Source organism: Pseudomonas fildesensis, assembly GCF_001050345.1.
Classification (GTDB): domain Bacteria; phylum Pseudomonadota; class Gammaproteobacteria; order Pseudomonadales; family Pseudomonadaceae; genus Aquipseudomonas; species Aquipseudomonas fildesensis.
This window is the reverse complement of the sequence record NZ_LFMW01000002.1, coordinates 370,820-389,846: the sequence shown is the minus strand read 5'-3', so window position 1 is coordinate 389,846 and position 19,027 is coordinate 370,820. Positions and strand designations below refer to the sequence as shown.

The following is a 19,027-nucleotide window of genomic DNA, read 5'->3' as shown; positions in this document are numbered from 1 at the left end:
AAAATTATATCATTTATTTTTAAAATCATTCTCACACATTGGAAAGTGTTATTAGGCACGTCAGCGCTGGTGGGAGACCGAAGACATAGAAATCATTGGCTGAATCGTGCCAACGACCTCTGCGCATCGACAGGTGGTCATCTTTCTACCGAAACGAGCAGAGCATAGTGGTGCCGCCACAGGCAGTGGCGAAAATTAGTAACTCAACCTATGTACTATGACTATGGTGATAGCCGGTATCGGCAACCAGGACCACTGCGCAAGCTATTGAAATTGAAGGGTTGCAGGCTGGATATGTGTTAGTTCCTGCAGGTTGTGAAATCTTTATCCATCCGATGTGTCAAAAATAGCAACCCTTGGCTTAAAGAATTCTGGTTACCTGCCGCTATAGAGGTTGAGTCTTGCTGTCTTTTCTATACAAGACGAGGGAAAATGCTTTCGCGTCATGGATGTATGACCTAAAGCTACTATCCTTCTGCATCAATAAGGCACTTGTAGTTAAGGTGCTTACCGAAACGCGGAAGGACAAGAGTTATAGTGATTATCAAAATTAAAGGGATATTTATGAGATTCGCTAAACTGTTCGGGACAGTAACTCTATTCGCCTCTATGATTGCATCTGCCCAAGCAGGCACAATCGTCACCGTGAAGGTGAAGAACTCTACGACCGGTCCAGCCGCGTACACTTTCGAGTACTTTTCAGGGAGTGTAGCCCCCACCCCAAATACGATTCTGCCGTCTGCAACGACAACATTTGCCCTGACCAGTGTCGCGGATACGGTTTCAGGAATGCGGTTCGTCTATACTTCAGGTAATAAGAAATGTCGTTTTGCAGCAAGCCACCAAGTCAATCCAACGACTAAAGCCCCTAGCTGGACTAAAATGGGCACTGGCACTGGTTCCGATAACGCTACTTGCAATGCGAATATCACAGCAATTCAATCGGCGCCTCCCTATAACTACACTGTCGAATTTGAAATAAAATAATCCGACATTTGTATAGGAACCCTAGCTGAAGATAGCTCTCGAGCTATCTTCAGCGTATGGAGTATCACCATGGATATTTCGATTAAATCGTATCAAGCAAGTACACAGGCAAAGGTTTCTACACAAGAGAAGGTTCCTTCGTCCAACCCTGTAAATTTACCTTCAGGGGATGCCGCCATCAAGACGACGGAGACCGTCACAATCTCCGATTCTGCACGGGCACTGTACGCATTAAGTAACGCTGATGATAAACAAGCATCTATGTCCAATAGGGATTTAAAAGGACAATATGCAAAAGGTCAGAGCGATATGTACAATTTCGGGCAGCGGATTGCTGGCGGGAATCTTAATAGTGAGGATCTACTTCCCAAAACAGACGACCCTGCCCGTTTGGCGTTAGGTCAGCAGTCACTAGATTACGCAATTGGGCTTTCTAAACTCCCCCCCGAAAAACTTCCAAACCCATTTGAAGGTATGGCCCGAAACGGGCTAAGCAATATTGTTTATGATGATTCAGGAACCTATACGGATGCAGAACGATATGCCGCTTATGGGGAGCTTAGTAAGCAGGATGAAACATATTTTTCCAAGTTGTACGCCAATATAACGAACGGCGGTGACAACAGTGAAATCTTCAAAGGCATCATGGACTATTTCGATGATCTTCCAGGGGTCGAGAAAGCGGCATACCCTGATGGCTTTAGGGACAGTATAAAAAGTCTTTACCAAGAGCAGTTAGGACAATCGGGGCCGCTCGCCCTTCTCAGGCAATCGACTGAAAACGACTCTGATAAATTGTCACCGAGCTTCTTCAACAAGGAACAATCACCGGAGCAGATGTTACAGGCCGTCTTAGAAAAAGCGATTGCTCTTTCGACGGTCTGACCAGTCCAAAGCAACTAATGTGTCAGTGCACGGATTAATTAGGAACGTCAGCATGGTTCGAGAACGGTTGGACGATTGAACGGATCGAGGCAGAAGCGCAAAAATACCAATCCGAACTGGGTGGTTCCAAGACAGAAGAGGTGGGCTGATGTCCAAAAGTAATGGGTCAGTTTTCAATCAGCTCCAACTGGGAAATTGCACTCCACTTGACCACCCATTTGCATTCGACTTGATCAGTCGTTTGCATCGGACGTGACCAGGCATTTACATTGGACTTGACCACTCGCCTAGCGAATGATGGGAAGGCTACAACAGCGCTACGGGGGGCACTACCTGGGGTGTGCCATCAGCGATGCACATCCAACCCCATGTTCTGAGTGCCGACGTCTTTTTAAACTCCTCGACCAGATCGGCCGCAATTTCTATGTCCGTCCGCAACTCGTCACGCGGTCGATCTCGGCCATTGCGCCGCCCTGCCAGCTTCTGCATTAAGAATGCAGGTCGCCGCATCAATGTCATTCAAATCTGGGCCTCTGAAGCTTATCAGCCCTCAATCACAAGCACTGGTTTTTCATTGCAAATAATGTCTATCCACTCATCTGCGACAATGGCCAAATGAAAAATCGGATCATCTTTATAGATATCAAATGAATCATTATGTAGCCATGCTAAAAAATCTGAATTCTCGACTAAAAAGAATGAGGTTTCGATTTCCCAAGGAATCAGTTGCAACGAAACAAGCCTCATGCTTTCGTTTGCTATGCGTATCACGGTGGGAAGTTCAATGAAGTCTAAATAAAGTTTTCTGCCTGCACTTCCTGATTCTTTAAGATGAATGCGCATGCCGCTGTCATAGGTAATTCGTTCGAAGGTTACTCTACCTAAAGCAGGTAAGCCTAATGCACTCCATGGACGGAATATTTGTGTATTCACGTCAGCATCCTTTAGTCGTAACGTATCTTATCACTGGCTCATTTTCCGTCGGGTCGTTGTATTTCGATGGTTGGCCGACCGTCGCTGCTATTGGGATGAACAATAACTCGCCTACCGTCTTCTAAATTCCCTACACGTATACCGTTACCCTTGTCTCCCACATTTGAGGGATTTATGCAGTCAAAAATCTTTGTTGGCTTCATCGAAGCCGTCAGGTCTAAGCGACTGACAACAGAGCTGTCCAGTGACTGCTCCTGGCCGATAGCAGCCTGTCAATAATTGGGAACCTCCTGCAACCGCGTCCATCCGTCGCATCCCCCACCCTCCCCCTCCAGCCCCCACCCAACCTGCCGATAACCCTACTAACAGTATGCCTAACCCCCTGCCCCCCACTCGATCGAGTCCACCATGAACCCACTCTCCCTTCTAAAAAAAGCCCGGGCCGATCGTCAAGGCACTGCCACGCTCATTAGCACTGCCAGCGACCTGGACGCCGCACTCACTGCCCTGCGCATCACCCCCACCCTGATCACCGGCTTTATCTCGCCGCATCTGGACATCGACGCAATCGCCGCCAAGCTCAAACGCCGTTTCCCCCAATCCACCATCAGCCTCTGCACCACCTCCGGCGAGCTGTGCAATGCGCCCAATTCGCTGTATTGCGCCACGGGCGAGCGTTGGGACCGGATTGTGTTGCAGCTCTTCGACGACAGTGTGATCGCCTCGGCCGAGGTGGTGATGGTGCCGCTGGAGTGTGAGGACATTCGCAGTGGCGGCAAGCGTTTGGGGATGCAGGAGCGGATTGCCAAGTTGGTGAACAATATCAAGCGGGTGCAGGTGCACACGCCGATTGATCATCGCGATACGTTGGCGTATGTGGTGTTCGATGGGTTGTCGGCGTCGGAGTCGTTTTTTATGGAGGCGCTGTATGAGTCGGGGCGTTTTCCGTGTTTGTTCGTAGGCGGGTCGGCCGGCGGTAAGTCGGATTTCCAGAAGACGCTGATCCATGACGGCCAGCGCAGTTATCAGAACCATGCGCAGATTGTGTTCCTGAAGACGGCGGCCCATGTGCGATTTGGGGTGTTCAAGAGCCAGAACTTCAAGCCGGCGGATTTGACCTTCAGCGTGCTGACTGCCTCGGTGGAGGACCGCACGATTGACCAGGTGATCGACAGCGGCGGCAATATCAAGAGCATGGTGCAGGCGCTGTGCGATGCGTTCAGTTGCGCGCCCCAGGCGTTGGAGTCGAAGCTGGCGGATTACTCGTTCGCGATTCGCGTGGGCAGTGAGTTGTTTGTACGTTCCATCGCGCGTATCGACTATGAGCAGCAGATCGTGCAGCTGTTTTGCGACGTGGCGCCCGGCGAGGAGTTGGTGATGGTGCGGCGTACGCCGTTGCGGGAGGCGACGCGCCTGGACTATGAGCAGTTCTTGCGCGGCAAGGGCGGCCAACCGGTGGCGGGCATCCTCAATGACTGCATTTTGCGAAGGCTGAACAACGGCGCCGAGTTGGGCAGCATGACCGGCATTTTTGGTGATGTGCCGTTGGCGGGGTTTTCGACCTTTGGGGAGATTTTGGGCTTGAACCTGAACCAGACGCTGACGGCGATTTTCTTCTTTCGGGTGGCCAAGGGCGCGAGTTTCAGTGATGAGTACGTGGACAATTTCATCGCCCATTACGGCGAGTTCAAGGCATTTTTCCTACGGCGCCAGGTGAAGAAGCTGGCGGGGTTGAACCATGTGGTGGTCAAGCAGATTGCCGCGTTCAAGAACAATGACTTCACCGACACCCTGAATACCCGAGGTCTGGACCGCAATATCCTGCCAGTCTTCGAAGGCCTGGCCGACTTGGGCCTGGTGTTGGCCCAGGCCGAGCGTCAGCAGGAGGACATCGCTTCGCAGCTCAAGCATTACTCCGGTGAGCTGCATGCGTCGATGGATGAGCTGGTGGGCACGATTGGCCAGCAGAACAGCGTGTCTGCCCAGGCCGGGGCCACGGTGGAGGGGCTGTCCAGCCAGGCGGATGTCGCGGTGCAAGGGGCGCGCACCCTGGCCGGTTCGAGTTTGCGTATCCAGTCGATTGTGCAGGTGATCCAGCAGATCGCCGGGCAGACCAACTTGCTGGCGCTCAACGCCGCCATTGAAGCAGCGCGCGCGGGCGACCTTGGCCGGGGCTTTGCGGTGGTAGCGGACGAGGTACGCAAGCTGGCGGAAATCACCCGCAAGAATGCGGCGGAAATCGGCGTGGATATCGACTTGTTGTCCAGCGAGATCCAGCGCGTGGCCCAGCAGATTGAAGACCAATCCACCGGGGTGGGCGCGCTGCGCGAAATGCTCGATGCGCTGGAAGCGTCAAGCCGCGCGACCGAGGGGACGGCGCAGCGGACAAAGACGATTGCGGATACGTTGACGGGGCTTACACATGCGTAGGATGCCTATTGGGGCGGTTGGAGTAGATTGAGGCCAGCCCTTCGCAAGGCGAGCGTAAACGCCCCTCCCTGCGCCAGCTGGCCGAGCGCCTGGGCGTGTCGGTGTCGACGACCAAGTACGCCTGCGCGCTGCATGCTCAGGGTCGAGGCCCGGCCATAGCCGACCATGGCCGTCGAGTCGCCCACCAGAATGAAATCCACGAGCGGGTCGATCACCGTGGCGATGGAACGGGTGTGGATACTCATCATGTCTTCCCTATCGCGTTCAATACTCGGGGCTTGCAGGGCCCGAGTATCGGCGAAAGGAAAGGCGATTCAATGCACAGATCAGCGTTAAAAAGCGACCCAGGGAACGGCCGCAGTTTTTAAGCTGGTATCATCCGCGCATGCACAAACCGGATAAAACCACATGAATCGCCAGAAAAAACTAAAGCAACTATTCAAGGCCAAAGCCAAAAAGGCCAGCGCGAAACTGGCGCCGAAAAGTAAGGATAAATACATCAGCAAGGCGGATCGGGAAAAGCTGGCCCCCGAAGCGGCTCAGGAGCCGAGCTCTTCCCCGCAGAGCTGACGCGGAGGCGGTCTTAGCAACCGCTCAACGCCACCCGCGGCCGCTCACCCGCAAAGAAGAACGGCCGCAACCGCACGCCCACGCTGTTGCCGATAAACGCCGCCACCAACCACACCCAGCCATGCAGGCTGCCCGAGGCGATGCCGCTGAAGTACGCGCCGATGTTGCAGCCATAGGCCAGGCGCGAGCCGTAGCCGAGCAGCAGGCCGCCGATCACTGCGGCCACCAGCGAGCGCGCGGGGATGTTCAGGCTGGGGGCGAAACGCCCGGCCAGGCCTGCGGCCAACAGCGCGCCGAGGACGATGCCAATGTCCATGACGCTGGTGATGTCTTCCCACACCGGCGCGGCCAGGGCCTTGGCGTTGCCGGGCATTTGCCAGAACGCCCACGTGCTCACATCTACACCCAAACCGCTCACCGCCTTTGCACCCCAGAGCGCAAAGGCCGAGGTAATGCCCCACGGCCGTCCGGCCAGAGCCAGGGTCGCGTAGTTGAGCAAGGCCAGGCCAATCGCACCCCACACCAACGGCCATGGCCCGCGCAGGAAACGACGCAGGCCCTGGTGCTCGCTTTTCACGCCTTCTTCAAGCTGCCCATGCCGACCCTTTTCCAGGCGTACGGTCACCGCGGCAATGAGGCCGAACACGGCCAGGCTCAAGAGCAAGGCAGGTACTACGCCGAAGCTCTTGACGATGGAAACCGCCGGAAACGCCGGCAGTGCAAACCACCAGTCCACATGGTGCGTGGCGATCAACGAACCGCAGATAAAGAAGAACAGCGTCACCAGCATGCGCGCATTACCGCCGCCCACGGTGAATAAAGTGCCCGACGCACAACCGCCGCCCAACTGCATGCCGATGCCGAAAATAAACGCCCCGAACACCACCGACACCCCGGCCGGCGCCACCAGCCCGACCACCGGCTGACCAAACAATGTGCCCGCACCCAGCGCCGGGAAGAACAGCAGCACCGCCACCGCCAGCATCACCATTTGCGCACGCAGCCCGGCGCCACGCCGATCATTGATAAACACGCGCCAGGCCGAGGTGAAGCCGAAGGCGGCGTGATAGAGGGTCAAGCCCAGTGCGGCGCCGACCACCAGCAACAGCACTTGGCGTGAGCCGACGCTGTTTTGCAGGAACAGGGCGCCGAGCACCAGCAGTGCAAAAGCCACCAGTGGCGCGACGGGCTTGCGCGTCGGGGTCATGGAAAGAGAGGTGCTCATGAGGGTTCTCAGGTGGTTTGGATGGAGTGAGTGCCGAGGGTGCGCAGTATAAACCCAGGCGCCGGCCTTTGGACGAAGAAGGCCGAAGCGTCCATGAATCTGGATCATTGTATAGGGGGGGTGGGGTATGCCATGATCCGCCCCTTCATAGGTAGGGGGGGTATACCGTGGGCCATGTAGCGGCAAACAAAGACAGCCTGATCAAGCGCGTCAAACGCATCGCCGGGCAGATTCAGGCGGTTGAAAAAGCGCTGGAGTCGGACGCTGACTGCGCCAAGACCCTGCACCTGGTGGCCGCCACGCGCGGCGCCATCAACGGCTTGATGGAAGAAATCATCGAAGAGCACGCCAGGGCACACGTGGCCGACCCGTCACTCAGTGCGCAGGCCCGCAACAAAGGCGTCGAAGAGTTGCTTGAAGCCATTCGGCGCTACTCCAAATGAGCCTTATGAACAGCCATGCACACAGCCATGTGTTCTTGGGGGCTGCCCATGAAGAAAACGCCAAACGCACCCTGTGGGTGGTGATGCTGACCGTGGTGATGATGGTGGCGGAGATTACCGCCGGCGCCCTGACCGGCTCCATGGCGTTGCTGGCCGACGGTTTTCATATGGCCACCCATGCAGGTGCGTTGGGCATCGCGGCGGCGGCCTACGCCTACGCCAAGCGCCATGCGAACAGCCCTCGCTACAGCTTTGGCACCGGCAAGGTGGGTGACCTGGGCGGCTTTGCCTCGGCACTGATCCTGGCGCTGGTGGCCTTGGGCATTGGTGTCGAGTCGGTCCTGCGCCTGCTCCAGCCGACCGACGTGCAATTTGGTACGGCGACCCTGATCGCTATCGTCGGGCTGGTGGTGAATATCGTCAGCGCGCTGCTGCTGGGCCACGGTCATGACCATGGGCATGGGCATGGGCATGACGCTGATCACGACCATCGTCACCCTGGCCACGATAACAACCTCAGGTCAGCCTACGTGCATGTGCTCGCCGATGCGCTGACCTCCGTGCTGGCGATCGCCGCATTGCTGGCGGGTCGGTACCTGGGTTGGGTCTGGCTGGACCCGGTGATGGGCATCGTTGGCGCCATCGTGATTGCGCGATGGGCCTGGAGTTTGATGGGCGTGACCGCCGGCGTGCTGCTGGATCAGACCGACGAGCACGTTGCCGCCGAGATCCGTGAGTTGGTGGAGCAACCGGGCGATGCGACGATTACCGACCTGCACGTCTGGCAGGTCGGGCAGGTCGGGCCGGGCGTCCATGCGGCCATCGTGAGCGTTGTCGGTCAACCGACGGCAGATGCCGAGACCATTCGCGAGCGCCTCAAGCCGGTCCATGAAGTGAGCCACCTCACGATTGAGTTTCGTGCGGCGTAGCGGCGACCCTTTACTTCATCCCCAGGTGAAATCTTGGCTAAAGAAATCGAAAACCCGTGTGTCTCTACCTGCCAGTTGAGTGGCGAGTTGTGCGTCAGCTGTGGGCGGACCAAGGACGACATCCGTAAATGGAAACGGATGAAACGCCCAGAGAAAATGGCCGCCGCCCAGCGAGCGACAGCACGCTTGAAGGCGTTGAAAAAAGCCAAGTAACGCTGCTCAGCCCTTTATTTACATGCGCCCTACCGAGCCTGTCACCGGCAGATTGCCCAGCAACTTCAACCCGGTGCTCTTCACAAACGCGTCATAGTCCATCGGCCGTTGGATGCGGGTCTGCGCGTTGGGCAGCACATACGCCCAGGCACGCTTGGACGAGGTGTCGTAGACCAGCTTGAACAGCCGGGTCGGCACCCAGACTTTGTTCTTGCCAACGGTGCCGTAGCCCGAATCAAACAGCGGGCCGGTGAACACAAACACATCGCCGCCGGCGCGCTTGGCAAACTTGCGCACATCCGCCTCGACCTTGCTCCAGATCTTGCGGTTGTTGGTGGGGTCCTGGGGCACCATGTTCGACAGCGCGAAAGACTGCGCCATGGCATTGGCGTTCGGCGCATCGGCGGCGGGCGATTGATGGCCACGGTCGACGGCCGGACGCTGGCTGCGGTAGTCGCTCAACTCCGCGCGGCCGTTCCTGGGAATGCGCGGGTCGGCGTAGAACTGGTTAGTGCGTTCCTCGCCCTTGGCGTCTTTCAACAGGGCGGCATTCAGACGCTCGACCACTACCAGCGGCGTCTTGCTGGTTTGCGAGTACAGCACGGCGAAGTTGTCGGAACACAGTGCCAGCGGTTTCATACTGGCGGGCACGGTGGCGGTATTGATCGGCTTTGCGGCGGGGAACAGATCAGCGCAACCGTCAAACGAGGCACGTCGTTCTGTAGGGGTGTAGAGGTTCGTAAGACTGCGGGCTTGCACCCCGGTGGAGAGTAAAACAAGGGCTGACAGCCCCACTGCAATGTTGCGTAGGTACATGCTTTAGATCTTATGGTGAGGGTAAACGGACGACGGGCCCCGTTCATGAGGCCGACAAGCGCGCGACCACAGACGATCGCGCGGGGGCTATTGACCCGCATAAATCACTTTCGTGCGTTTGCCCCCTTAAACCGATAAGGGCAGCGTCACCACAAACTCACTGCCCTTGTCATGCCCTTCACTCATCCCCGTCACCGTGCCGCCGTGGGCCTCAACCAATTCGCGAACCACCGTCAAGCCAATGCCCAGGCCGGTCCCGTTGAAACCTATGGCGTGGGTGTCTTGCACATAAGGGTCGAAAATAAACGGCAGCGCTTTGGCGGTAACACCGATGCCATTGTCGGCAATACTGATGCGCAACACCTCGGCCGCCGCAGTGACAACCATCCTTATATTGCCGCCGGCAGGTGTGTACTTGGCCGCGTTTGCCAACAGGTTGTGAAGAATCTGCGCGAGCCGCCCAGCGTCACCGTTGAGGGTCAGGGTGCAGTCGGGAAGCTGTACATCGAATTGCTGATGACGCGCGATCATCACCGGGCTGCAGGCGTCGACAGCGGCATTCAGAATGCGCAGCATATCGACCTCGCTGCGGTTGATTCGCAGCTTGCCGGCGCTGGCGCGCGAGACATCCAGCAGGTCGTCGACCAGTTGGGAAATATGCTGGACCTGACCGTCGATCAGCTCACGCATGCGGGGTAGTTGGTCACTGGGCAGCCTCACCATGCGCTCCGCAATCAGGCTGATAGGGGTCAGCGGGTTGCGCAGCTCATGGGCCACCGTCGCAAGGATGCTTTTCTGCTCACCCAACGCACGTTCGGCGATCGCCTGGAGGTCCTGGGCGCTGAGCGCAGCGATGACCAGTTGCGCATTGGCCTCGCGCAGCTCCTGAAACAGCTGCTGTTCCTCCAGGCGCGGCGTTGCAACAGCGTCGGACTGCGCCAAGAGCATCGCCAGCACCAACTGTTGATTGGCCTCGATCAATTGCTCGACGTGCCGGGTATCTACCAAACGGCTGTTGGCGTCACTCAGTTGTTGCTGCAATGCGGCCAAAACGGCGCGCGCCTCAACGGTTTTCCGGCCGAGCAGGAAGAGTTCGTGGGCGGCACTGGCCACCTCACGTTCATCCCCTCCACCGCTTTTACTCATGGGTCAACTCAAACATTTTCATATCCTATGTGCTTCGTGGTTGGCCGACCACCGAGCAGCCCCTCCTGATCAGTGAGCATCTCGCCGATCTGCAGGCCATCGTCATTGATGTGATATTGACGCAGTTCATCGGAGTGGGCGCTGGCGCGCACTTTGACCACCGCCATGATTCGCAAGAGGCGGCTGCGCACTTCAATGTAGCGCTGGACGATGATCGCATCGGTCAGGAACGCTGTGCCGTAAGGGCTGAAGCGCAGGTCGGTGTAGCGATCTTCCAACTCTGAGGTCATCAATACGCTGACGCCCGCACGGGTCAACGCCGTGACCATGCGCGACAACGACTCACGAAAGTCCTCACGGAAGGTCGGCGCCAGGGCCAGCTCGAAGCCCGACAGCGAATCGATGACCACGCGAGTGGCGTTCAAACGGCTGATCTCGCTGAGCAGCAGTTGCACGACTTCGTCGATGGACAGGTCCGGCGCCCGGCTGTCCACCAGACCGACCTGCCCGGTTTCAATCAGCTTGGCCAATGTGGCGTTTTGCGAGTGGTTGGGCCGCGGTTCGAACACCGCAATAACGCCGGTTTCACCGTTGCGCGCGCCCTCGGCGAGGAAGGTCGCCGCCAGAATGCTTTTGCCCGAACCCGAGGGCCCTGCCACCAGCAAGGAATAGCCTCGGGGCAGCCCACCACCGAGCATTTCGTCAAGTTGTGGCACGCCCATTTTCAAGCGCTGGATGGGAAACACCGTGGGTGTCTCAACCGGGTTGAGCGCAGCGGGGGCAAAGACCTTGATGCCTGAGGTGGCGATACGGAAGGTGTGCAGCCCCGGCAAAGTCGGCTGGCCGCGCATCTTCATGATTTCCATTTTGCGCACCATCGAGTTGCGCTCGACGCTCTGGCGCAACCAGATCAACCCGTCTGCCACGGTGAAGATCGGGTTGGTGTCGGTTTCGGAGAAGTATTCACCAATCAGGAAGGTCGTCGCCTGCCAGGTGGTCATCAACATGCCCAATTCCTGGACAAACTGCGGCAGGTTGTTGTTAGGGTTGTGCTCTGTCTGGCTGGCCAGTACCACCGAGCGGAACGAGTCGACAAACACCAGCGACGGCGAATGAGTCTCCACTTCGCTGACGATGCGTCGCAGCACTTCATCCAGATTCCCGGCCAGGGTGTCATCGGCCAGGTTGATGTAGCGGATCGACTGGTTGATCGCGTTGTCGTCGAAAAAGTCGAACTGCTGCTGATAACGCAGCATCTTCAGCGGCGGCTCGCCGAGCACGGTAAAAAACAGCGCCGGGCGCTCAGGCGTTGCGAGGGCGAACATCATTTGATGCGCCAGCGTGGTCTTGCCACAGCCAGGCGGGCCGGCGATAAGGTTGAACGAAAACTCCGGCAAACCTCCGCCCAGCACCTCGTCCAGTCCTGGCACGCCGGTGGCCAGACGGTTGATTGTCACTTTGGTGCTCATGGAGAAATTTCCTGCGAAGGGGTGTCGCTCAAAGAAGGTTCCCACACGCCATGCAGCAAACGGGTAGTCAGCGAAGGTCCGATCAGTGTGGTCAGCAACTGGTAAAAAGTGCTCAGCAGCACTTCACCGAAAAACACTGCATCAGCTTCATTCTGCTCAAGCAATACGGATTTCAGGTCGGTCAGGTCCGACGTCGGCTGCACACAGTCGTAGGTGCCGGCCAGTCGGGAATGGGTCGTGGCGCTCAGAAGGAGGCTGCGGCGCGTCAACGCGACAACCCCCTGCTGGCCGATGATCGGCGTCAGTGCTGCGTCCATGTCCTGCAGTATCGAAATGATCGCCTCGGCGATGCTTGCAATGTCAGCGGTGGGACCAACACGGTGCGCCAGAGAAGCTACGATCTGGCGGCTCTCTTCGCTTAGCGTGGACATGACGGACTAATATCTGATGGATTGTGAGACTGATCGTACACCCTATGGCGACACGCCGAAGGTTTAATGGGCTATCCGTCGTTGCCCCGGCTTGAAACCGTGGGCACGTGCCGCCCACGCGGTCACCAACGCCACGCCGATCAAGCCCACCATCGCCCACGGAAACGCCGCCACACCCCAGCGATCCAGCAGCACTCCGCCCAGGACACCGCTGCCGGCAATCGCGCTGTTCCATGCCACCACGTTCAGCGACAACGCCACATCCGCGCCATCGCCTGCCGCATCTGCCAGCGCCGTCTGCAATAACGTCGCCGCACCGCCAAAACTCAGGCCCCACACTGCCACGCCGAGGTAGATCACCTCAGGCAGGTTGCCGAAAGACCCAAACCCCACGCAGACGGCCGCAAAGGTCGCCAAGCTCACGAGCACGGTCTTGCGCAGCAGTCGCTCGACCAGCCTGGCCGTTAGCCATATCCCGGCCAACGCGGCGATCCCGAACACCAACAGCACCAAATCGACACGATCCGCCAGCCCGGCCGATGCCACGAACGGGGCGATGTAGGTATAGAGAATGTTGTGCGCCAGCATCCAGCTGATCACCACCGCCAGCACCGGCCGCACGCCGGGCGTGGTCAGCACCTTGCGCAACGACAGGCGTTGATGCGCAGGCTGGGGCGCGTAGTCCGGGACTTTCACCAGCACCCAGGCAATCAGCACCAACGTGAGCGCCGACATGACGCCGAACGTGGTGCGCCAGCCGACCAGACCACCGAGCCAGGTGCCCAGCGGCACCCCCAGAGACAGCGCAATCGGCGTACCGACCATCGCCAGCGCCAGCGCCTTGCCCTGTTGGTGCGGCGCGACCATGCGCCGGGCGTAACCGGCCAGCAGGCTCCACGCCAGGCCCGCCGCCACACCGGCGAAGAAGCGCGCCACCAGGGTCACGCCGTAATGGGACGACAGTGCGGTGATCGAGTTGAACAGCAGGAACCCGACGATGGTCAGCAGCAACACGTTGCGCCGGCGCCAGCCACGGGTCGCGATCGTCATGGGGATCACCGCGAGCACCGAACCCAGCGCATACGCGGTGACCATCTGCCCGGCCATCGAGGGGGAAATCGCCAGGCCTTCGCTGATCAGCGGCAACAGGCCGGCGGGCAGGGTTTCGGTGACGATGCAGATGAAGCCGGTCATGGCCAGGGCGAGCAAGGCGCCGATGGGCAAGCGTTCGGAAGACGCGGATAAGCTGAGTGAGGGGGTCACGGTTAACTCCTGGGGCCACTTAAGTACTGATCGATATAAATGTTGCAGGCTGCCATGCACCGTTGTCAACGACTTATGTATCGACTAGTATTTATCTAATTCTCCAAGGAGTCTTCACATGGCGCAAATGGGCCGCCCCCGCACCTTCGACCGCGACGACGCTGTGGAACAGGCCATGCACCTGTTCTGGCAACACGGCTACGACGCCACTTCCCTGGCCCAGCTGAAAACCGGGCTGGGGGGCGGTATTTCCGCGCCGAGTTTTTACGCCGCGTTCGGCTCCAAGGAAGCGCTGTTCGACGAGTGCGTACAGCGCTATCTGACGACCTATGCCCAGGTCACCGAATGCCTGTGGGATGAAAGCCTGCCACCGCGCACGGCCATCGAAACCGCACTGCGCCAGTCGGCGCGCATGCAATGTGAAGACGGCCATCCGAAAGGCTGCATGGTCACACTGGGTGTGATGAGCGCACCGAGCCCGGAGAATGCGCGAGTGGCGAATGCGTTGACGCAATCGCGTATGCGTACGCGGGCAGGCATGGTGGCGTGTGTCGAGCGGGGTATCCGTGCCGGGCAGTTGCCGGACACGATTCACGCGGCGTCGATGGCGACAGTGTTTGACAGTTTCCTGCAGGGGGTTTCGATACTGGCACGGGATAATGTGGCGCGTGAAAACATCGATGCGGCCATCAGCCAGATCCTGCTGACGTGGGACCTTGCAGCAAAAAATCCACAAACGCGCACACCCGATGCGGCAGATAGCGCCCCAGGGGATACTGCAACGTAAACGACCGCGATCGGCCACCGTAAGGTTTCAACACTTCCACCAGGCTACCGCCGGCCAATCCTCGGCGGCGTTGCTCGAAAAAAGTCCGTCCGCAGTCGGTGGGCGAATGTTGTGGGGGCTCGGGATGCATGGATGCAGCCTGCTTAATAGGCGCTTGATTGATTTCAGCTCAGTCAAATCCAACGCAAAAAAAAGCCTGCATCGCTGCAGGCTTTTCTCTATCTGGCTCCACGACCTGGACTCGAACCAGGGACCCAATGATTAACAGTCATTTGCTCTACCAACTGAGCTATCGCGGAATGCGCCGTATGTTACTGATTGAAAAGGAGAAGTCAAGCTTTTACGCGGACTCTGCCATTTCCTGGGCCAGATCCAGCCAGGCGCGCGCCGCCGGTGGCAGGTGGGCGCTGGCGCGCCAGGCCAGGGCGATGTGCCAGTCGGTATGGGGTTCGTCCAGGGGGATCAGGGCGATGCCGGCGTGTTGGTGCTTATGCGCCAGCATGCGCGGCACGAAGGCGACGCCGAGCCCGGCCGAGACCAGGTCGACGATGAAGTCGATCTGGCCGCTGCGCGCGGTCACCTTGGGCGTCACGCCTTTGCGTTCGCAGGCGGCCATGATCATTGCGTTCAGGGCAAAGCCGGCTTCGAACAGAATGAACGGTGAATCCGCCAGGTCGGTGAAGTCGATTCGCTTGCGCCGGGCCAGTGGATGGCTGATGGGCAGCACGGCCATCAGCGGCTCTTTGCGCACCGGCTGGTAGTCGAAGCCTTCGTCGACCGGTAGCAACAGGGCCGCCAGGTCGACCTCGCCGGCTTCCAGGCACTCACGCAGTTTTTTGCTGCCGTACTCGGTGAGTTCGATATCAATTTCCGGGTAGCGGCTGCGGTAGGTGGCGAACATCGCCGCGAACAGCACGCCACACCCTACAGGCGGAAGGCCGATGCGCAGCCGGCCACGTTTGAGGCCGCGCAGGTCGTTGATCTCGGCGACGAGGTCGTGCTGTTCAGCGAGCAGCACCAGCGCGCGACGGTAGGCGATTTCGCCGGCGGCGGTCAGTTCGTTCCGGTGGCCAAGACGATTGAGCAGCAGCATGCCCAGTTCATCCTCCAGCGTCTTGACGGCCTTGCTCACGGTGGATTGGGTGAGGGACACCACTTCAGCCGCTTGGGAGAACCCTCCCTGGCGCACTACTTCGACGAAGACAAGCAGTGTTCTCAGGTTCATCAGTATTCCTTTTGCGACTGGATATCAGTGAAAAAAGTTGTTTTTATCATGACAGATATTTGCTTATGGTGGACGCACCCTGCCCCGTGGAGAAACTGTTGATGATCATCTCGTCCGCCGCCGATTACCGTGAAGCCGCCAGGCGCAAGCTGCCGCGTTTTCTGTTCGACTACATCGACGGGGGCGCCAACGCCGAACACACGATGCGCGCCAACGGCTCGGACCTGGCCGAGATCAGCCTGCGCCAGCGCATCCTGCGTAACGTCGACAACCTGAGTTTGAAGACCACCGTGTTCGGCCAGGAACTGGCGATGCCGGTCATCCTCAGCCCGGTCGGCCTGACCGGCATGTACGCGCGGCGCGGTGAAGTGCAAGCGGCCAAGGCGGCGGCGAACAAGGGCATTGCGTTTTGCCTGTCGACGGTGTCGGTGTGTTCGATAGAGGAAGTGGCGTCGCAGAGCCCGCAGTCGATCTGGTTCCAGCTCTATGTGCTCAAGGACCGTGGCTTTATGCGCAACGCCCTGGAGCGGGCTCAGGCTGCCGGCGTAACCACGCTGGTGTTCACCGTCGACATGCCCACACCGGGCGCACGTTACCGTGATGCGCACTCGGGCATGTCCGGGCCGTATGCCTCGGCGCGGCGGATGCTGCAAGCGGTCACCAAGCCGCAATGGGCGTTGGATGTCGGGCTGCTCGGCCGCCCCCACGACCTGGGCAATATCTCCAAATACCTCGGCAAACCCACCCACCTGGAAGATTACATCGGCTGGCTGGCGAACAACTTCGACCCGTCGATCAGTTGGAAAGACCTGGAGTGGATTCGCGAGTTCTGGAAGGGCCCGATGATCATCAAGGGCATCCTCGACCCGCAGGATGCCAAGGACGCCGTGAGCTTCGGCGCGGATGGCATCGTGGTGTCCAACCATGGCGGCCGCCAATTGGATGGCGTGCTGTCCACTGCCAAAGCGTTGCCGCCAATTGCCGAGGCAGTGGGCGATGACCTGACGGTGCTGGTGGACTCCGGCATTCGCTCCGGGCTGGACGTGGTGCGCATGCTCGCCCTCGGCGCCAAGGCGTGCTTGCTGGGACGCTCGGCCGCGTATGCATTGGCTGCCGATGGCAGACACGGGGTGGAGAACCTGCTGGATATCTTCGCCAAGGAAATGCGTGTCGCCATGACACTGACGGGGGTCACGTCGATTGAGCAGATTGACCACACCACGCTGGTTCAATCAGCCAAATAACTGACGCAACTCTTCAACGGCTGTTTTTATCTTTAAAAACAGCCGTTGATTTATAAGGACTTTTATTTAGTTAAACAAAGTGGCATGAATCTCGCTCTAACCCTTTCCAAGCAGGTTAAGCGATGACAAGACGTGCGGCAGTGCCCAGGGGTTATAACCCATGGCAAAGCGGTTTAGACTGTTTCCAATGTTTTACGGAACTGAAGGAACAGTAAGACGCTTGGCACTCGCCACTCTCATCGAGCCTGTAAGACAGCTAAGTGCTTAGAGGCCGATTGCTTATGAAAACACCAACCCAGACCCACGCAATTGACTTCGATACTGCCAAATTGCAACGCCTGGGCTTTGGTCAGCCATCCCTTCTCCCGCGCCGCCCTACGACGATCGCCGAACTTCGCCGGCAACTGGGCCTGCAACTGCAGACCAGCCTGGAACCGGAGCGCATCCTCGGCCTGTTCTTCCGCGAGATCCAACGCCTGGTTCCCCTTGACGCCTTGCTGTACCGCCACGAGGCCAGCGACTTGCGCCTGGAGTTTGGCCATCGTGGCCATCACTCGGTGAGCTACACCCTCAGCCACGAAGGCGAACATCTGGGTGAGCTGGTGTTCCGCCGCAACCAGCGCCTTACAGAAGAAGAACTGGGCCAGCTCGAATCCCTGCTGGCCACCCTGCTCTACCCGATGCGCAACGCCCTGCTCTACCGCGCCGCGACGCGCAGTGCACTGCGTGACCCTCTGACCGAAACCGGTAATCGCATTGCCATGGACCAGACCCTGCAACGGGAAATCGACATGGCGCGGCGGCATCTGAATCCGCTGTCCCTGCTGATGCTGGACATCGATCACTTCAAACGCATCAACGACACGCACGGCCACGCAGCCGGCGATAAGGTACTGCGCGCGGTCGCCGCGTCGATCAAAGGCCAGTTACGGAACGTGGACATGGTGTTTCGGTTTGGCGGGGAAGAGTTTCTGATCCTGCTGTCCAACACCGGCCGGGATGCGGCGGCGATGGTCGGCGAGCGCCTGCGCCAGGCGGCCCAGACCCAGGATTACTGGTCGGATGACACGCGGATAGAATTGACGGTGAGCCTGGGTTGCTCGACCTTGCTGGCTGCCGAGTCGGCCGAAAGCCTGTTGCGGCGGGCCGACAGCGCGCTGTACGTGGCCAAGCGCGAAGGCCGTAATCGCTTGGCAATGGCGGGGTAAAACCCCGCCATCACGTTTACATCACGCTTCGCTGGCGACGCGTACCTGGCGCTCACGCGCTACCACAGGCGCCTTCAGGTTCTCCAGGCGCATGCAGCTTTCCAGGAACAGGTACATGTAGTCGTAGCTCTTGCACACGGCCTGGCGCAGCTCTACCTGCAGGGCCTTGGTCGGGTTCATCCCGGCCAGGGTGCAGATGATTTCCAGGGCTTCCCAAGGGTGGGCATCGTCATACTGGGCGTGCATCTTCAGCCACTTCATTGCACGCTTGCGGTCTTCCTCGGGGAAAGCGGCCGCGTACACGCCGGTTGAGCACACCACCGCCGACCACTCCCCAGTCGCCCCCTCAATCGCATAGTTGGTCGCGGCAATCGCAACGATCAACGAATCCGCCGAACTGGTGTGCCAGCACCAATGACTCAGTGCGTGCAATTCCGGTGGTACGTTCTGCGCTTGCAACTCTTCGAGGCTGACGCCGTGGGCGCGGGCCCAATGTACCCAATAGTCGGCGTGGTTAAGCTCCACTCGAATATTGCGCATCAGCCAACGTCGCGCCATATCCTCCCCAGGGTGGCGGGCAAACTTGGTTTTGGTGAGGTTTTGTGCCATGTACAAGGCAAACTGTTCGACCACTGGCCAACCACCAATGAGGTAGTGACGCATGGTCTTCGCGCTGAGCGTGTTATCACGCATGCGCTGGTACAGTTCGTGCTCGACAACTCGGCGCTTGCTCTCACTACAGTCCTGGATCAGTTGTTGCGCCCAGGCGGGGTAACTCGAGGCTTCCATAAGCGGGCCGGTTCTATTGAAGGTGTCGATCACT

General features: G+C 58.7%; 19 protein-coding genes, 1 tRNA gene and 1 pseudogene. 10 read left to right on the top strand and 11 right to left on the bottom strand.

Annotation, left to right across the window (positions count from 1 at the left end; genetic code table 11):
* Nucleotides 1-537: 537 nt before the first annotated feature.
* Complete coding sequence (locus ACR52_RS29130; protein ID WP_082143100.1) at nt 538-987, top strand: hypothetical protein; 450 nt, start codon at nt 538-540, stop codon at nt 985-987.
* 69 nt (nt 988-1,056) lie between these two features.
* A complete protein-coding gene (locus tag ACR52_RS05015) occupies nt 1,057-1,872 on the top strand; it encodes a hypothetical protein (protein ID WP_048721126.1) in 816 nt (271 codons plus the stop codon).
* Nucleotides 1,873-2,415: 543 nt separating this feature from the next.
* Here the strand turns inward: ACR52_RS05015 and ACR52_RS05005 are convergent.
* The gene (locus ACR52_RS05005; protein WP_152687586.1) at nt 2,416-2,805 is read right to left on the bottom strand and encodes a hypothetical protein; all 390 of its coding nucleotides are present in this window, start codon (nt 2,803-2,805) and stop codon (nt 2,416-2,418) included.
* Between the two features lie 408 nt (nt 2,806-3,213).
* Between ACR52_RS05005 and ACR52_RS05000 the strand changes: the two genes are divergently transcribed.
* Nucleotides 3,214-5,235 (top strand): methyl-accepting chemotaxis protein, encoded by a 2,022-nt coding sequence (locus ACR52_RS05000; RefSeq protein WP_048721123.1) that lies wholly within the window; start codon nt 3,214-3,216, stop codon nt 5,233-5,235.
* 110 nt (nt 5,236-5,345) lie between these two features.
* On the opposite strand, the pseudogene ACR52_RS31665 reads toward ACR52_RS05000, so the two are convergent.
* A pseudogene (locus ACR52_RS31665) lies at nt 5,346-5,459 on the bottom strand (3-methyl-2-oxobutanoate hydroxymethyltransferase); the annotation flags it as partial.
* Nucleotides 5,460-5,643: 184 nt separating this feature from the next.
* Between ACR52_RS31665 and ACR52_RS29120 the strand changes: the two are divergent.
* On the top strand, nt 5,644-5,805 hold the full coding sequence (locus ACR52_RS29120; protein ID WP_082143099.1) for a DUF2986 domain-containing protein: 162 nt from the start codon (nt 5,644-5,646) through the stop codon (nt 5,803-5,805).
* 13 nt (nt 5,806-5,818) lie between these two features.
* Here ACR52_RS29120 and ACR52_RS04990 read toward each other — a convergent pair whose 3' ends face one another.
* Nucleotides 5,819-7,030, bottom strand: coding sequence for a YeeE/YedE family protein (locus ACR52_RS04990; RefSeq protein ID WP_048721119.1), 1,212 nt, complete (start codon nt 7,028-7,030; stop codon nt 5,819-5,821).
* A 167-nt stretch (nt 7,031-7,197) separates the two neighbouring features.
* On the opposite strand from ACR52_RS04990, the gene ACR52_RS04985 reads away from it, so the two are divergent.
* Genes ACR52_RS04985 through ACR52_RS29115 form a run of 3 tightly spaced genes read left to right on the top strand, consistent with a single transcriptional unit; the run spans nt 7,198 to nt 8,615 of the window.
* On the top strand, nt 7,198-7,473 hold the full coding sequence (locus ACR52_RS04985) for a metal/formaldehyde-sensitive transcriptional repressor (protein ID WP_048721117.1): 276 nt from the start codon (nt 7,198-7,200) through the stop codon (nt 7,471-7,473).
* Nucleotides 7,470-8,402 (top strand): CDF family Co(II)/Ni(II) efflux transporter DmeF, encoded by a 933-nt coding sequence (gene dmeF, locus ACR52_RS04980; protein ID WP_048721115.1) that lies wholly within the window; start codon nt 7,470-7,472, stop codon nt 8,400-8,402. The genes ACR52_RS04985 and dmeF overlap by 4 nt, the downstream gene beginning before the upstream one ends.
* Nucleotides 8,403-8,435: 33 nt before the next feature.
* Complete coding sequence (locus ACR52_RS29115) at nt 8,436-8,615, top strand: DUF1289 domain-containing protein (RefSeq protein WP_082143098.1); 180 nt, start codon at nt 8,436-8,438, stop codon at nt 8,613-8,615.
* An 18-nt stretch (nt 8,616-8,633) separates the two neighbouring features.
* On the opposite strand, the gene ACR52_RS04975 is transcribed toward ACR52_RS29115, so the two are convergent.
* From ACR52_RS04975 to ACR52_RS04955, 5 genes are all read right to left on the bottom strand, one after another.
* The gene (locus tag ACR52_RS04975; protein WP_048721113.1) at nt 8,634-9,431 is read right to left on the bottom strand and encodes a DNA/RNA non-specific endonuclease; all 798 of its coding nucleotides are present in this window, start codon (nt 9,429-9,431) and stop codon (nt 8,634-8,636) included.
* 126 nt (nt 9,432-9,557) lie between these two features.
* Nucleotides 9,558-10,577 carry a sensor histidine kinase gene (locus tag ACR52_RS04970; RefSeq protein WP_048721112.1) on the bottom strand — a complete coding sequence of 340 codons (1,020 nt, stop codon included), beginning with the start codon at nt 10,575-10,577 and terminating at the stop codon, nt 9,558-9,560.
* Between the two features lie 8 nt (nt 10,578-10,585).
* The gene (locus ACR52_RS04965) at nt 10,586-12,046 is read right to left on the bottom strand and encodes an ATPase domain-containing protein (RefSeq protein ID WP_048721110.1); all 1,461 of its coding nucleotides are present in this window, start codon (nt 12,044-12,046) and stop codon (nt 10,586-10,588) included.
* Nucleotides 12,043-12,477, bottom strand: coding sequence for a hypothetical protein (locus tag ACR52_RS04960; protein WP_048721108.1), 435 nt, complete (start codon nt 12,475-12,477; stop codon nt 12,043-12,045). Before ACR52_RS04960 ends, ACR52_RS04965 begins: the two co-directional genes overlap by 4 nt.
* A gap of 63 nt (nt 12,478-12,540) precedes the next feature.
* Complete coding sequence (locus tag ACR52_RS04955; protein ID WP_048721106.1) at nt 12,541-13,740, bottom strand: MFS transporter; 1,200 nt, start codon at nt 13,738-13,740, stop codon at nt 12,541-12,543.
* 118 nt (nt 13,741-13,858) lie between these two features.
* On the opposite strand from ACR52_RS04955, the gene ACR52_RS04950 reads away from it, so the two are divergent.
* Nucleotides 13,859-14,527: a TetR/AcrR family transcriptional regulator gene (locus tag ACR52_RS04950; RefSeq protein ID WP_048721105.1), complete on the top strand. Its 669-nt coding sequence runs from the start codon at nt 13,859-13,861 to the stop codon at nt 14,525-14,527.
* Between the two features lie 223 nt (nt 14,528-14,750).
* Here ACR52_RS04950 and ACR52_RS04945 read toward each other — a convergent pair.
* Both ACR52_RS04945 and ACR52_RS04940 read right to left on the bottom strand, forming a co-directional pair.
* A tRNA-Asn gene (locus ACR52_RS04945) sits at nt 14,751-14,826 on the bottom strand.
* A 41-nt stretch (nt 14,827-14,867) separates the two neighbouring features.
* Entirely contained in the window at nt 14,868-15,752 is an 885-nt protein-coding gene (locus tag ACR52_RS04940) for a LysR family transcriptional regulator (RefSeq protein WP_048721103.1), read from the bottom strand.
* A gap of 101 nt (nt 15,753-15,853) precedes the next feature.
* Between ACR52_RS04940 and lldD the strand changes: the two genes are divergently transcribed.
* Both lldD and ACR52_RS04930 read left to right on the top strand, forming a co-directional pair.
* On the top strand, nt 15,854-16,996 hold the full coding sequence (gene lldD, locus ACR52_RS04935) for an FMN-dependent L-lactate dehydrogenase LldD (protein WP_048721356.1): 1,143 nt from the start codon (nt 15,854-15,856) through the stop codon (nt 16,994-16,996).
* Between the two features lie 281 nt (nt 16,997-17,277).
* Nucleotides 17,278-18,204, top strand: coding sequence for a GGDEF domain-containing protein (locus ACR52_RS04930; protein ID WP_048721101.1), 927 nt, complete (start codon nt 17,278-17,280; stop codon nt 18,202-18,204).
* Nucleotides 18,205-18,225: 21 nt separating this feature from the next.
* On the opposite strand, the gene ACR52_RS04925 is transcribed toward ACR52_RS04930, so the two are convergent.
* The gene (locus tag ACR52_RS04925) at nt 18,226-19,026 is read right to left on the bottom strand and encodes a TenA family transcriptional regulator (protein ID WP_048721099.1); all 801 of its coding nucleotides are present in this window, start codon (nt 19,024-19,026) and stop codon (nt 18,226-18,228) included.
* Nucleotide 19,027: the final 1 nt, after the last annotated feature.